The 14,290-nt window shown below is 63.7% G+C and carries 14 protein-coding genes; 11 read left to right on the top strand and 3 right to left on the bottom strand.

From position 1 onward, the window contains the following. Nucleotides 1–33: 33 nt before the first annotated feature. Nucleotides 34–297, bottom strand: a complete 264-nt coding sequence (locus WIN67_RS16635; protein WP_306393599.1) for a short-chain dehydrogenase — start codon at nt 295–297, stop codon at nt 34–36. Between the two features lie 630 nt (nt 298–927). Next, on the bottom strand, nt 928–1,125 hold the full coding sequence (locus WIN67_RS16630; RefSeq protein ID WP_339069353.1) for a hypothetical protein: 198 nt from the start codon (nt 1,123–1,125) through the stop codon (nt 928–930). A 166-nt stretch (nt 1,126–1,291) separates the two neighbouring features. Here WIN67_RS16630 and WIN67_RS16625 point away from each other — a divergent pair, with 166 nt between their 5' ends. From WIN67_RS16625 to WIN67_RS16580, 10 genes are all read left to right on the top strand, one after another. Beyond that, nucleotides 1,292–1,894, top strand: a complete 603-nt coding sequence (locus WIN67_RS16625; RefSeq protein WP_019093945.1) for a transposase — start codon at nt 1,292–1,294, stop codon at nt 1,892–1,894. Between the two features lie 32 nt (nt 1,895–1,926). Further along, nucleotides 1,927–3,600: a ShlB/FhaC/HecB family hemolysin secretion/activation protein gene (locus WIN67_RS16620; RefSeq protein WP_339069351.1), complete on the top strand. Its 1,674-nt coding sequence runs from the start codon at nt 1,927–1,929 to the stop codon at nt 3,598–3,600. Between the two features lie 21 nt (nt 3,601–3,621). Further along, on the top strand, nt 3,622–5,439 hold the full coding sequence (locus WIN67_RS16615) for a DUF2341 domain-containing protein (RefSeq protein WP_110653308.1): 1,818 nt from the start codon (nt 3,622–3,624) through the stop codon (nt 5,437–5,439). 11 nt (nt 5,440–5,450) lie between these two features. Then, nucleotides 5,451–5,876 (top strand): ExbD/TolR family protein, encoded by a 426-nt coding sequence (locus WIN67_RS16610; protein ID WP_011061113.1) that lies wholly within the window; start codon nt 5,451–5,453, stop codon nt 5,874–5,876. Nucleotides 5,877–5,879: 3 nt separating this feature from the next. Then, nucleotides 5,880–6,596 (top strand): energy transducer TonB family protein, encoded by a 717-nt coding sequence (locus tag WIN67_RS16605; RefSeq protein ID WP_339069347.1) that lies wholly within the window; start codon nt 5,880–5,882, stop codon nt 6,594–6,596. 40 nt (nt 6,597–6,636) lie between these two features. Further along, entirely contained in the window at nt 6,637–8,328 is a 1,692-nt protein-coding gene (locus WIN67_RS16600; protein WP_102863407.1) for a putative porin, read from the top strand. Between the two features lie 17 nt (nt 8,329–8,345). Beyond that, complete coding sequence (locus WIN67_RS16595) at nt 8,346–8,993, top strand: DNA repair protein (RefSeq protein WP_339069344.1); 648 nt, start codon at nt 8,346–8,348, stop codon at nt 8,991–8,993. A 20-nt stretch (nt 8,994–9,013) separates the two neighbouring features. Next, nucleotides 9,014–9,499 carry a YbjN domain-containing protein gene (locus tag WIN67_RS16590; protein WP_213666477.1) on the top strand — a complete coding sequence of 162 codons (486 nt, stop codon included), beginning with the start codon at nt 9,014–9,016 and terminating at the stop codon, nt 9,497–9,499. 92 nt (nt 9,500–9,591) lie between these two features. Then, on the top strand, nt 9,592–10,593 hold the full coding sequence (locus tag WIN67_RS16585) for a peptidylprolyl isomerase (RefSeq protein WP_339069342.1): 1,002 nt from the start codon (nt 9,592–9,594) through the stop codon (nt 10,591–10,593). An 82-nt stretch (nt 10,594–10,675) separates the two neighbouring features. Further along, complete coding sequence (locus WIN67_RS16580; RefSeq protein ID WP_102879164.1) at nt 10,676–11,653, top strand: LysR family transcriptional regulator; 978 nt, start codon at nt 10,676–10,678, stop codon at nt 11,651–11,653. 66 nt (nt 11,654–11,719) lie between these two features. Here the strand turns inward: WIN67_RS16580 and WIN67_RS16575 are convergent, their stop codons facing one another. Continuing rightward, nucleotides 11,720–12,115 carry a hypothetical protein gene (locus tag WIN67_RS16575; protein WP_339069340.1) on the bottom strand — a complete coding sequence of 132 codons (396 nt, stop codon included), beginning with the start codon at nt 12,113–12,115 and terminating at the stop codon, nt 11,720–11,722. 196 nt (nt 12,116–12,311) lie between these two features. Here WIN67_RS16575 and WIN67_RS16570 point away from each other — a divergent pair, with 196 nt between their 5' ends. Next, nucleotides 12,312–14,264, top strand: a complete 1,953-nt coding sequence (locus tag WIN67_RS16570) for a hypothetical protein (RefSeq protein ID WP_339069338.1) — start codon at nt 12,312–12,314, stop codon at nt 14,262–14,264. The last annotated feature ends 26 nt before the right edge of the window (nt 14,265–14,290 follow it).

The raw sequence follows: 14,290 nt of genomic DNA, 5'->3' as shown, positions 1-14,290 counted from the left end.
CCGCGCTATCAAGCAGCGCGGAGCGCTCAGGCGTCAGGCTTGAAGGCGCCAGCCCATCACTCCCAACAGATCGCAACTGTCACGCAGCAGAATCGCCGCTGCGTTGGAGATATGTTGCAGATCGGTGTCGTCAGCACTCTTCAGCTCTGCACGGGAGAGGCTTTCCAGCAGTTGAGTGACCGCCAGTAAACGTGCGGCGCCGTTGGCGTGCAGCACGTCCAAGGGGGCGGTCTTGTCGATAAACAGGCAGGGAATCAGGCAGTCGATGCCAGTGATGGGAATAAATCGTTGGTTCATGAGGATCACTCCGCTGTTGGTTAAGGGAGCTGCTCAGATCGTCGCCAAACGAAAGGGTGGCAGCTGTACGCAGGTTGGCGAACCGGATTAACCAACAGAAAACCGGCAGACCCTGAAGGTCTCCCGCGCACAGCCACCATAGAAAAGCAGCCGTGACCATAAATGTTCGACGGCTAGCGCTGCAAGCGTGACTGCCTGTTGGTTGATTTCCAGGTCGCCAAACCCGGTCGCCATTGGGGCGAGTGGGGACTATGGGCGTTGGGTCTTGGGGGGACAAGTCAGACGCGTCTGCAAGTTTTGTAGGATCGAGGAGGGGGACTTGGCGGCCTGCGAGCCGGCCAGTCTTTCTGGGTTGTTGGGGGTACATATCCATTCCTGCGGGTGCGGCCGCTGGCGGTTTCGCTCTTACAGCGAGTCACTTTTACCAAACGCCGTAAAAGTAACCAAAAGGGCTTGCCCCTCCATGGGCCCCTCGCTAGGGCTCGGGGTGCCCTCTCTCCGGCATTGCTCCGGGGGCCGCCGCCAACCGGCCATCCATGGCCGGGTGGCGGCTAGCTCGGCATCCATGCCGAGCTGCCCCCTACGCAACGCCTGCGTTCGGCCGGCTGGGAAGGGGCTTGAAGATCAAGATCAAAAGCCAAAGCCAAAGCCAAAGCCAAAGCCAAAGCCACGGTAAACGGCGCGCCCGTCCGGGCGGCGCATTTTTAAGCCTTCTCCAGTACAACAATTCCTTCCCGTAGGAGCCGGCTTGCCGGCGAAGAGGGCGGTCTGGTCGTGCGCGGAATAAAGACAGGTCAGCGCTGTCCTGGCGGCGGTTTTCGCCGGCAAGCCGGCTCCTACAACGTTCGCGCGTTCCTCTTGTGAATGAAGCTTTTATGACAAAAGTTCGGTAGCACATGGCCACGCACGTCTTGGGTATGTAACGCGCTTGAGGGGGCCGCCAGGCCACTTTTTTAAGCCGAGGCGGGACGCCGGGAGTGAGGCTATGGGGACTATGGAACGCTACTCGAAAGTGGGCATGCAGGAGCTGGATCAACGGCTGTCGAAGATTGTCGAGGCGGCGCGCAAGAAGCCGGTGTCGGTCTATCGCTACGGCGCGCCGTGGGTCTGGATCGTGTCCCAGGATGATTGGCAGGGCGCCTTGAAGGAGGTGGCCAGCTATATCCCGCCGGGGCATTCGCTGGTGCTGCTGCGTCCGCAGATCGATGAGTTGCTGGATCAGCACCGCGATCTGCTCCAGGGCCTCAATGCCGAGCCCGGCATGCTGATCGCGCCGCGTACGGTGATGCACATTCTGTTGCTGCAGTTGCTGTATTCGGTGCCCAGCGAGCAGCAGCTGTATGAACAGCTCAGTTACAACCTGTTGTTCCGTTGGTTCGTCGGTCTTGATCTGAACCAGAAGGTCTGGAGCTTCAGTGTCCTGAGTCGCGACATCGCCACGCTGTTGAACAACCCGCGGGCGGTGCAGTTGATCCAGAAAATCATCGGTGAAGTGTTTTGCGGCGCTCTGCTGCAAATGCCCGAGTTCTCGCTGAATTTTGCGCTGTTGCACACCTGGCTGGCGCGCCACGAAAACACCTCGATCAGCAGCAATTGAAGCGGCCAAACGCTGTGCAGACGGCGACGGCAATGCGCGTACGCGCGCCAATTTTCAGTTTTTTAGGGGGCGGTGTGGAGCATCTGGGCAAATCAGGGCGACCCGGCAGTGGCGGGCGCTGGTGGCCGTTGTGCGGCTGGTTGACGTTGCTGGCGCTGGCGCCAGCGGTGCAGGCCGAGGAGGGCGAGCCGGTTGCGGTCGAAGCCACGGCGGCGCGGTTGGTGGACGTCAATGAATACTTCGTGCGCGGCAATACCGTGCTCGATGCCCGGGCCATCGAGGAGGCGGTGTACCCGTTCCTCGGCCCGCAAAAAGCCCTGGCCGATATCGAAGGCGCCCGCGATGCGCTGCAGAAGGTCTATCAGGAGCGCGGCTACCAGTCGGTGTTCGTCGAGCTGCCGGAGCAGAAGGTCGAGGACGGCATCGTCTATCTGCAGGTCAGTGAAACCAAGGTCGGTCGGGTGCGGGTGGTGGGGGCCAAGCATTACTCGCCGGTGGAGATCCGTGATCAGGTGCTGGCGCTGCAGGAAGGCCAGGTGCCGGATTTTGCCACGGTGCAAAGCCAGCTGGCCGGGCTCAATCGTGGCGCCGGGCGCCAGGTCATGCCGCTGGTGCGTGAAGGCCAGCGCCCGGGGACCATGGACGTGGACCTGCAAGTGGAAGACCAGAACCCCTGGCACGCCAGCGTCGGCCTGAACAACGACTACAGCGCCGACACCGAGAAGCTGCGCACGGTGGTCAATGTCGGCTACGACAACCTCTGGCAGTTGGGCCACAGCATTTCCCTGACCTATTTCACCGCGCCCCAGGACACCGACAACGCCAAGGTCTGGTCCGGCTCCTACAGCGCGCCTTTGAGCGAGCGCTGGGCCTTGCAGTTCTCCGGTTACCAGTCCGACAGCAACATCGCCACCATCGGTGGCAGCAACGTGCTGGGCAAGGGCCATTCCTACGGGGTGTCGGCGATCTACACCTTGCCCGCGGCCGGCAACTGGGCCAACTCGCTGTCGGTGGGCGTGGACTTCAAGGACTTCGAGGAAGAGATGCGCTTTGGCCGCAGCAGCGACCAGATTCCGTTGAAGTACGCCCCAGTGACCTTTGGCTACAACGGCTACCGCTACAGCGAAAAATCCCAGCTTGGCCTGGGCCTGAACCTGATCGTCGGCACCCGGCGCTTCTTCGGCTACGGCAGCGACGCCGAGGAGTTCCACTACAAGCGCGATGAGGCCAGTGCCAGTTTCTCGGTGCTCAAGGGCGACCTGAATTTCACCTACACCTTCGCCAACGATTGGCAGTCGGCGTCCAAGACCGCCTTCCAGCTGGCCTCGGGGCCCCTGGTGTCCAACGAGCAGTATTCCGCTGGCGGCGCCACGTCGGTACGCGGCTATCTGGCCGCCGAGCGCACTGGGGATGAGGGCTACCTGTTTTCCCAGGAGCTGCGCACGCCATCCCTGGCCAAGTTCCTCGGCAGCTACGTGCAGGAGTGGCGTTTCTATGCCTTTGCCGAAGGCGCGCACCTGTCCCTGCACGACCCGCTGCCCGAGCAGGAGGACCAATACAGCCTGGCCAGCGTTGGCCTGGGCACCCGCGCCAGTTTGAGCAAGTGGCTGTCCGGCAGCCTCGACTGGGGCTACCCGCTCAAGGACGGCCCCAACACCCAGAAATACGACCCGCGTCTGCACTTCAGTGTGCAGGCGACGTTCTGACTTTTTACGGAGACCCTTCACATGCAACGCTTATTCCTGAGCCTGTTGATCTGCCTGGGCTTCGTGCTCCCGGCCACGGCCCATGCCTGGTGGCAGGACGACTGGCATTACCGCAAGCAGATCAGCGTGGACACCACCCCGCAAGGCGCCGCCATCAACGAGGCCCTGGGCCGCACCGCGTTGCTGGTGCGCCTGCACACCGGAAACTTCACCTTCGACGGGGTCAAGGAAGACGGCGCCGACCTGCGCTTTGTCGCAGCCGATGACAAGACCCTGCTCAATCACCAGATCGAAAGCTTCGACCCGCTGATGGGCATGGCGCTGATCTGGGTCGATGTGCCCAAGGTCGAAGGCGGCCAGCGCCAGGACATCTGGATGTACTACGGCAACCAGAAGGCCCCGAGCACCGCCAATGGCCAGCTGACCTTCGACCCCAGCTACACCGCGATCTACCACTTCGACGGCAGCAACGGCACTCCGGCCAAAGACACCACGGCCTACGGCAACACCGCGCAGAACGCCACCGGCGCGGCGATTGACGGGGTCATCGGCCGCGCCCTGCAGTTCAGCGGCCAGCCGCTGTTGCTGCCGGCCAGCCCGTCGCTGCAGCACAACGCTGGCGGCGCCTTCACCTTCAGCGCCTGGGTACGCCTGGATCAGGCCAGCGGCGAACAATTGCTACTGGCCCGCCGCGAAGGCGCCGGCAGCTTGCTGATCGGCATCAACCAGGGCCTGCCCTTCGTCGAAGTGGACGGCCAGCGCGCCGCCTCCACCCAGCCGCTGAACCCGGGGCAATGGCAGCACCTGGCCCTGAGCGGCGAGGGCAGCCGACTCGCGCTGTACGTCAACGGCCGGGAAACCGCGAGCCTGGCCCAGGCTATTCCCACCTTCAATTCGCCGTTGGCCATCGGTGCCGACCTGCCGCCGGCTGCCGGGGCCGAGGCCAGCCACTTCCTGCCATTCACCGGGGCCCTGGACGAGCTGCGCCTGTCCAAGGTGGCGCGTCCGGCGGCGCTGATCCTGGCCGATGCCAGCGCCCAGGGCGCGGAGTCGAAGCTGGTGGCTTATGGCGTCGATGAAGAACAGTCGGGCTTCGGTTTCGGCAGCCTGGGCTTCTTGCTCAAAGCGGTGCCGGTGGATGCCTGGGTGATCATCCTGGTGCTGGTGGGAATGATGATCCAGTCCTGGGTGATCATGCTGCGCAAGAACCGCATGGTCAGCCGGGTCAGCGCCGCCAATGCGCTGTTTCGCGAGCAGTTCGCCAAGGTCGGTACGCGCCTGGAGATGTTCGCCGACGACCAGGTCCTGGCCAGTCGCCTGGAGCACTCCTCGCTGTGGCGCCTGTACCTGGTGGCGGTGAAAGAGATCCGCACCCGCCGCGAGCAGGGCGCCGATACCTCCTCGGTGTCGGCGGCCACCATCGAGGCTATCCGCTGCTCCATGGACGGGGTGCGTACCCGGGAAAACCAGCAGCTGAGTTCCAAGCTCTCGACCCTGTCCAACGCCATTGCCGGCGGCCCCTACATCGGCCTGTTGGGCACGGTGCTGGGGATCATGGTGGTGTTCCTCGGCACTGCCATGGCCGGTGACGTCAACATCAACGCCATCGCCCCGGGCATGGCCGCGGCCTTGCTGGCCACCGCCATGGGCCTGTTCGTCGCGATTCCGGCGCTGTTTGGCTACAACCGCCTGATCACCCGCAACAAGGAGGTCGGCGCCGACATGCGGGTGTTCGTCGACGAGTTCATCACCCGGCTGGCGGAGCTGCATGGCGAGAGCCAGCACAGCGAGAACGCCCACTGGCGGGTCAGTCACAGCAACGCGTCGGTTCCGGCCTGAGGAGAACTGCCATGGCTTCCGTGAACGCCTCCCATGACGACGAAGACGATGCCGCCGTCGACAGCATCAACATCACGCCCCTGGTGGACGTGCTGATGGTGGTGCTGGTGATGTTCATCCTCACCGCCACCGCCCAGGTTTCGGGTATCCAGATCCACTTGCCCAAGGCCAGCGCCTCGGTGTCGCTGTCGGAGGCCAAGACCAAGGCCATTTCGGTGAACGACGGCGGCCAGGTATTCCTCGATGCCTACCCGGTGACCCTGGGCGAGCTGGAAGAGCGCTTGCGCATCGAGAAGGCGCAGAACCCGGACTTCCCGATCATCGTCCGTGGCGATGCCACGGTGCAGTACCAGAAGGTCATCGAAGTCCTCGACCTGCTGCGCCGCCTGGAGTTGTCCCAGGTCGGCCTGGTCACCGGCAAACCGAGCCAGGGCTGAGCCATGACCGCACAACAACCCATCGAACTGCCTCCGGTGCAGAACAAACCGCGAGCCGTGCAGCTGCTGAAGTGGGGCGCCGGATTGCTGCTGGGGGCCGTGGCCGCCTGGTTTTTGTGGCAGTGGGCCAATGACATGGCCGGGGTGCGCCGGGAGGCGCCCAAAGTGCCAACCATCATCCCGCTGCCGCCGCCTCCGGAAACGCCGCCACCGCCGCCGGAAAAACCCAAGGAGCCGGAGCCGGTGGAAGAAAAGATCCCGGAACCCGAACCCACGCCCACCCCCGAGGAGGTCAAGCCGGAGGAGGAAGCACCGCCATCGCCGGTGGACGATCTGGCCAACCCGATGCAGATCGACGGCGATGCCCAGTCCGGCAACGACGGCTTCAACGTCGGCGCTGGCAAGGGCGGCGGCATGGCCGGCGCCGGTGGTGGCGGGCTGGGCACCGGCACCTACAAGCAGTACCTGGCGGCGACCTTCCAGCGCGCGCTGCGCGAGGACCCGGAGCTGCGCAAGAAGGCCTATGCGCTGCAGGTGGACCTGTGGCTCGGCGCCGACGGCCAAGTGACCCGCGCCGAACTGGCCGGCTCCAGCGGCAATCCCGAGACCGACCAGCAGGTGCTGGCGGCGCTGCGGGCCACGCCGCGCCTGAAAGAGCGCATGCCGGCCTCCCTGACTTTGCCGGTGCGCCTGTCCCTCAAGGGCCGGCGTCCGGAATGAGCGAACCCCTATTTGCAGTTTCTACAGGAGTTGTGTGCAGATGATTTCCACCGTGAATCGATTGACCCTGGCGCTCGGCATGGTCGCCCTGACCCTGGCCGGACAGGCCGCGGCTGCCGCCGCGCCTTCGGAGAACGCCACGATCAACCTGATCCGTCTGTTGGTGCAGCAGGGGGTATTGAAGCAGGAGCAGGCCGACGGGCTGATTGCCCAGGCCGAGAAAGAGGCCCAGCAGGCCCGCGCCGCCACCGCTGTGGCCGCTACCGGCCCCGCTGCGGCGCCCGGTGATGTGCGGGTGCAATACGTACCGGCCATCGTCCGCGAGCAGATCCGCGATCAGGTCAAGGCCGAGGTCATGGCCACCGCCAAGCAGGAAAACTGGGCCCAGCCCAACACCTTCCCGGACTGGGTCTCGCGCATCAGCTTTGACGGTGACATCCGCCTGCGCCAGGAGTCGCGGTTCTTTGCCGACAACAACAGCAACGAGCTTGTCGACTACGCCAAGCTCAACGACAACGGCCCCTACGACGTCAACAAGGACACCAACAGCAAGCTGCCGCCGCTGCTCAACAGCCGCGAGGACCGCGACAACCTGTTCCGCCTGCGGGCGCGCCTGGGGATGAAGGCGGTGATCTCGCCGGAATGGACCGCCGGTATCCGCATCGGCACCGGCTCGGACAACAACCCGGTGTCCACCACCCAGACCCTGGGCGGCGGCTTCGGCAAGAAGGACATCTGGCTCGACCAGGGCTACCTGACCTGGAAGGCCACCCAAGACCTGACCCTGACCGGCGGGCGGATCGCCAACCCGTTCTATTCCACCGACATGCTGTATTCCAACGACCTGAACTTCGACGGCGTGGCGGCGATCTTCAACCACAAGCTGGGCAGCGACTGGGGCCTGTTCGGCACCCTGGGCGCCTTCCCGGTGGAGTACACCAACGACACCGCCACCAGCAACGGCTTCGACAAGAACGAGAGCGACACCAAGTGGCTGTTCGGCGGGCAGATCGGCGCCAACTGGAAGATCAACCGCAGCAACAGCCTCAAAGGCGCCTTGGCCTACTACCGCTTCGACGACATCGAAGGCCAGCGCTCCAGTCCCTGCGCGCCCTGGGCCGGGGCTCCGGGCTGCGACACCGACGGCTCGCGCGTGGCCTTCATGCAGAAGGGCAACAGCGTGTTCCTGCTGCGCGACATCACCCCCAACCCGGCCACCCCAGGCCTGACCCCGCAGCCGCAGTTCGTCGGCCTGGCCTCCAAGTTCGACGTGCTCGACCTGAACCTGGCCTGGGACACCGAATTGCCGGACGACCTGCGCCTGCGCAGCCAGACCAACTTCATCCGCAACCTGGCCTACGACAAGGGCGAGATGCTCAAGCGCAGCGAGGGCGAGATCGTCAACAACATCAACCGCAACGGCCAGTTCGAAAGCGGCGGCAATGCGCTGCTGGTGCAGTTCACCCTGGGCAACGCCCTGGAGATGAAGAAGTCCGGCGATTGGAACCTGCTGGCTGGCTACAAGTACATCCAGCCCGATGCCTTGCCCGACGGTTTCAACGATTCCTCGTTCCATCTGGGGGGCACCAACGCCAAGGGCTATTTCGTCGGCGGCAACTACGGCATCGACAAGAACATCTACGCCACGGCCCGCTACATGAGCGCCTCGGAAGTCTACGGGCCGCGTTATGAAGTCGATGTCATGCAGCTTGAACTCAATACGCGCTTCTAAGCATCAGGAGGAAGGTTATGAACAGCCGAGCGAGGGCAGGGGCGGTCAGCCTGTTAGTGGCCTGGGGCGTGCTGGCCAGCGCCAGCGCTAGCGCCGAAGGCATGGAAGAACGCCTGCGCACCCAGTTGCGCAGCACCACCCAGCAGTTGCAGGCCCTGCAAAGCGAGCAGGCCCAGGCCGCGGCGGCGCGGATCGCCGCCGAGAACGCGGCCAAGCAAGCCCAGGCCGAGGTCAAGCAACTGAGCGCCGAGCTGGCCAAGACCCGCGGCGTGGCCGAGCAACTGGCCGGCCAGCAACAGAACCTGCAAAGCCAGGCCCAAGCCCAGGCGGCGGCCAGCAGCGAGCAGTTGGGCAAGTTCAAGAAAGCCTACGAGGACCTGTTGGTGCTGGCCCGGGGCAAGGAGGCGGAGCGGGCGAAATTGCAGGCGCAATTGAGCGAACGTGACACACAAGTGCAGCAATGTGCGGTCAAGAATCAGCAGATGTACGGCATCGCCAAACAGATTCTGGCGGCCTACGAAAAAATCGATGTGGCTGAGCTGGTGAAAATCCGCCAGCCCTTCGCCGGCAGCGCCCGGGTCAAGTTCGAGGAACTGGCCCAGGGCTTTGGCGACGAGCTTTACCAGACCCAGTTCGACGCCCCGCAGGCGGCGAGCGCCCACTGATCACCAGGGAAGAGATGACCATGACTTTGATTACCAGCGTCACCACCGACAGCCTCACCGACCTGCTGCAAGGCGCCGGCTACCGGGTCAACCAGACCGAACAGAACGGCATCGTGCAACTGCTCAGCGCCAGCCAGGGCATCGGCTACGCCGTGCGTTTCGGCAACCCGGGCAGCGAAGCCGGGCACTATGTGGACTTCACCTACAGCTGCGCCTTGCGGGTGCAGGGTGAGCTGCCGGCGGGGCTGGCGCAATTGTGGAACGCCTCGCGGCGCTTTGCCCGGTTGTCGCTGCAGGGCGAATTCCTGGTGATGGAGATGGACGTGGTGGTGGCCGGGGTCGGCGAGACTCACCTGCGCAGCCAGCTGGAGTTGTGGGATCGGTTGCTGCAGGAGTTCATCGTCTACCTGCGTGAATACAGCCAGCAGGCGGCCCAGTTGCAGGCCCAGGCCGAGCAGCCCCAGGCGCCGCAAAGCCAACCCCAGGAAGAGGTGGCCAGCCTGTGAAAAAGCCGACCCTATTCAGGCGGCGTGAAAACGTCGCGAGTGAAGGCAGGACAAGGCAAAAACAGGCGAGAAAGCGGAGTTTAGGGGCCTAAATGAGCATTTCGAGCCTGTTTTTAACGCAGTACTGCCGAACGCAGCAGTTTTCACGCCGCCTGCTGGTGGTCGGTGCCGGGGCACTGAGCTTGCTCGGCCTGGCGCTGGGGCTGGCCCTGCGCCCGGGCAACGACCCGGTGGCGGCGCAGCAGCCGGCACCGGCCGTGTTGCAGCAATCGGCGAGCACGCCGGCGGTGGCGCGTCTGGGCAATCAGCAGGTGGCGGCCGAGGAACTCAAGGCGCTGTTCGCCAGCCTGCCCGAGGAGTCCCGGGGGCAATTGCGCGGCAACCGCCCGGCCCTGGAGGCCTGGATACGTTCGCGCTTGGCGGAAAAGGCCGTGCTGGAACAGGCCGATGCCCAGGGCTGGCGCCAGCGCCCGGAGGTGGAGCAGCAGACCCGCGCCGCCACCGAGCAGATCGTGTTTCGCGACTACCTGCAGTCGGTCAGCCAGGTGCCGGCGGACTACCCCAGCGCCGCCGAACTGCAGCAGGCCTATGACAGCGGCAAGGCGGCGTGGATGACCCCGCCGTTGTACCGGGTCAGCCAGATCTTCCTCGCCGTCGCCGACCCGCAGGCTGTCGAGCAGGTACGGCGCCAGGCCCAGGAACTGAGCCGCAAGGCCCAGGCCGCGCCGGGTGAGTTTGCCGCCTTGGCGGCGCAGTATTCCCAGGACTCGGGCAGCGCCCAGCGCGGTGGCGACGCGGGGCTGCAACCCTTGCAGCAACTGGTGCCGGAAGTGCGCAGCGCCGTGGCCCGGCTCAAGGTCGGTGGCGTCTCCGAGGTGGTGCAGAGCGCGGCGGGCTTCCACGTGCTCAAGCTCACCGAACAGCAACCGGCGCGCACTGCCAGCCTGGACGAACTGCGCGAGCGCCTGACCCAGGCCCTGCGCGCCCAGCGCCAGGAGCAGATCGCCAAGGCCTATTTGGAAGGCATGCTCAACACCGCGACCCTGAGCATCGATGGCGCGGTGCTCAATCAGGTACTGGAGGACAAGCTGTAGGCGCTGGCTTGCCAGCGAAGGCGGTCTCACGGTCCCCGCCGCCCGCCAAGGAAGCAACACTCAACAAGACAGGGAGTCACCAATGTCATTTCTCGAACCCGCTCCACACCAGGGTGTCGCACCCTACGTTGCGCCCCAGGAACCCCGGGAAGCCTGGCTGGCCCTGGCCGCCGGGGTCGATCCGGAGGTCGCCCAGTATTTCCTGGTCAGTGCCCGCTGCGGTTGCTTCATGCAGGCAGCCCGCAGCCTGAACATCAAGGCCACGCTGTTGCGCAAGCAACTGGCCTTGCTGGAAGAGCACCTGCGCCGTTCACTGTTCTGTTATCAGGGGAGTGCCTTGAGCCTGAGCCGCGAGGGCCTGCAACTGCAGGCACAACTGATTGCCCTGGCCCACCAGCGGCGGCTGCCGGTGATCGAGCAGCCGTTGATTCGGGTTGCCGTGGCGCAAACCATCCTCCACGACATTCTCGGTCGCGACCTGATCGCCTTGCTGCGGCGCAATGCCAGCGCCCGCCTGGAGATCATCTCCATCGACAGCGACCTGTCCCTGCAAGCCCTGAGCGCCGATCTGGTGCTGTGGCTGGCGGCCGAAGACTCACCGCTGCCGGGGCCCAGTTTCGCCACCCGCGAGCCGCTGCCCCTGGCGCGCATCGACTACCTGCCACATATCGCCAAGCGCTACTCGCGGGTGGCGGCCCGTCCCGACAGCCTCGACGACCTGGCCGACTACATGCTGGTGCAGTGGCAGCACGACTGTCAGGTAGAGCCGTTCCGGCCCTGGAATAGCCTGGTGGAACAACGCCTGGCAGGGGTGGTGCACGTCCATGTCTATGAACTGATGCTGGAGATGATCCGCTGCAGCGCCTGCATCGGCTTGCTGCCTCAGTACATCAGCCATTTCGACCGCGGCCTGACTGCCTTGCCGGGGTTGTTCAGCGAGCCCATGCAGCGCCGGGCCTGGCTGGCGGTGAATGCCCAGGTGCAGCATGAGGAACAGGTGCAGCAACTGGTGGAGCTGATCCTCAACACCTTCAGCGAGCGTGAGGATTGGTTTGTTTGAGGCGCGCCGCCCCGTGGGAGTGGCCCGGTCCGAACGCCTGGCGCTGTCCGGACCGGGCACTCAGGCTCATGCCTTGGTTTCAGGGATCATCAGATCCTCCCAGTCGTCTTGTACTTCGGCGGTGCTGGTCTTCTTGTCGGGGAAGTGGGCGATGTTCCACTGGGTGTCGGTACTGAACTCGTCGCCGAGCAGGTCTTTGGCGATAGCGTTGGCTTTGATGGCCTCCTGCCGGTTTGCCGGCACGTCACCCTCAAGGTCCTCGCCCTCTGGGTTGATCCATACCCCTGGCGCCGGGTTGACACCAGGATTCCCCTCGTAGGCGTTTTGCAGTTGTTTGCGTGCTTCTACGATCGCCGCCGCTTCAGCCCGGGGAGTGCCACGAGCTACAAGCAGGGCTTGTTCCATGGCGTCGCTTTGCCGTTGTTTCAGTTCATACGCTTCGTGGTCATCTTTGTAGGACATACGGTCATTCCTGTTGCATTGCTTGTTCAGTGATGGGGTTTACCGGGGCGCTTGGTGGCTGACCTCGGATGCCCGGTACGTTAATCGGCGGCCGGGCTCCGGTTTGCGCAATTCAACCAGGGGATGACGGGAAAATGTTGTAGCGCCGCGAACAACCTCTCAGGATGGGCGCAGAACAACGGAGGGTGGGTGCGGTTTGATTAACAGGGTTCCCAAGTTTCATGAAGTCATCGAGCTGTTTTACGAACGTGGTTTGTTCAAGAGGTCGAAGGACCCGTTGCCACAGCGGGGTCAGAGCCTGGAGCAGCGTGAGAAGCGTCAACAGGCAATGCTCGAAACAGTGACCAGGCGGATGGTGGGCGGGGCCGATGATCCACTGCTGACCCCGGTACTGGGCAATTTGCGCGAGATTCACAAGCACCTGGGGTTTGTGGCCTTGTTTCCTGACAAGGACGTATGCGCTACGCATATGTACTTCTGGATGATCGTCTGGCCGCAGCTTGAGCTGATGTTTGAGGACGCGCTGGAGAACGAGCAGGGTTCGATCCCTTTGCGTTATCTGGCGCGTTGCCACCAGCGCGATGGAGACCGGCTGTTCGGTGACCCGGTGGCGACCAGGGAGGCCATTCTGGGGAGCCTGGAGGCGTCTTTGGTACAGGTTATGGAGGAGTCGGGAATCAGGCAGGAAACGGCGCATGCGGCTGGCTCGCAGTTCCTGCGCCAGTTGGGACGCCTGATTCGTCATGATTCGTTTCCCGGCAGAACTTCGGTCGACGGGCCCTTGAAGGAACTGGAGCTGACATTGGGCCGACCGCTGAAGAAAGCCAAGGCCGTCATCCAGCACCTGGAGCAGTTGCTCGAAGGTGCCAAGGTGCTGCACGCCGCAGGGCGGTGGTCGCAGCCTGAGCCCAGGCCGGTCTTGCCGGATGAATTGCAGGAAATACACCGCAACCTTTATCAGCAGGCCAGGGGCGCTGCTGCGTTTGGTGCACGCTCGTCGAGCCCGCTGTTCGACAGGCTGGAGAGCATTTTCAAAGAGCAGATCAGGCATGTGGAGCCCGGTGATTTTCTATCGCAGAAAGCACAGCAAGTGGGGCGCTCGGAGGCAACTCGCCATCTGATCAGGCATAACGTGCGGCAGTTTCATGCCTATGTTTTGCTGGAGCAGATCAAGAGCGACCTGCAGGTCGGGCGCCGGACGTCGCGTGTCAATACCAGTGTTCAGGTGTTGGGTGCGATGTCCGGGGCAGACCAGGAACGTTGGGTGGCGTTCTTCGAGGACATGCCATTGTCGCTGTTCCTGCTCAACGCGATCTTTTCCTCTTCCTTGACCCTGGTTCATCAGCTCTTCGGCGAAGAGGCGTTTTTGACGGCCGCATTGACCCTCAGGGGGCTGGTCGAGGCCGAACAAGCCCAAGGGCCGCAACGGGAACAGCGGCTTGCTGTGGTGGCCCGAGAGCAGGTCAATGTGCTCAAGACATTGTTGGATACCTACCACGCCGAGCATCATCTGGGATGGCTGGCGATGGAGCTCCTGGCATTTGTCTATGCCTTTAAATACAAGTACGACCCGGGGTTTCAGCCGCATGCCACGGACAAGCTGGAGGCGATTCTCGATGACTGTGTCGATAAGCGGGGTATTCGTCACCTAGTGGACTATGAAACCCTTTTCGGTCATTGCCAGCGCGAACTCATGCTGGAGGGCACGGATGTGGCGCTCATCATGATCCACAGGTACAACCGCTACGTACTCGCCCACTGTGAGTACCCGCTTGAGTACTTGTGCAATCCGCTGCAACGCTTGAGTGAGATTCTGCAACGGGCCTTGAGTGCCGCTAGCGCTGAAGGGGAGATCACGTCAGCGACCCTCAAGCGCTGCATCAATGCTGAGTTCGGGACCGGCAAAGACAAGTCGATCATGCGTATCGGCGGCCTGCGTCCCTACGAGTGTCTGCGTGATGTGGGCTTTTATCTGTCGGCACTGCACCTGGAGAGGCAACGAGCCTTGAACCCGGGGCTGTTCCTCTACCTGGCATTGCCTGATGCCTTGCAGCATCAGGTGCTACAGCTGCTTTCACCTGCACGCTACGCCGAGGATCTGCGTCGCCAGCACAGTCAGTCGCCCGAGCTGCAGGGCAATGGTTTCTGAGGCCTGTGCCGCTCTGCGCTTGAGTG

The sequence above is a fragment of the Pseudomonas idahonensis genome, assembly GCF_037903935.1.
In the GTDB taxonomy this organism is placed as follows: domain Bacteria; phylum Pseudomonadota; class Gammaproteobacteria; order Pseudomonadales; family Pseudomonadaceae; genus Aquipseudomonas; species Aquipseudomonas danubii.
This window is presented reverse-complemented; position numbering and strand designations above follow the sequence as displayed.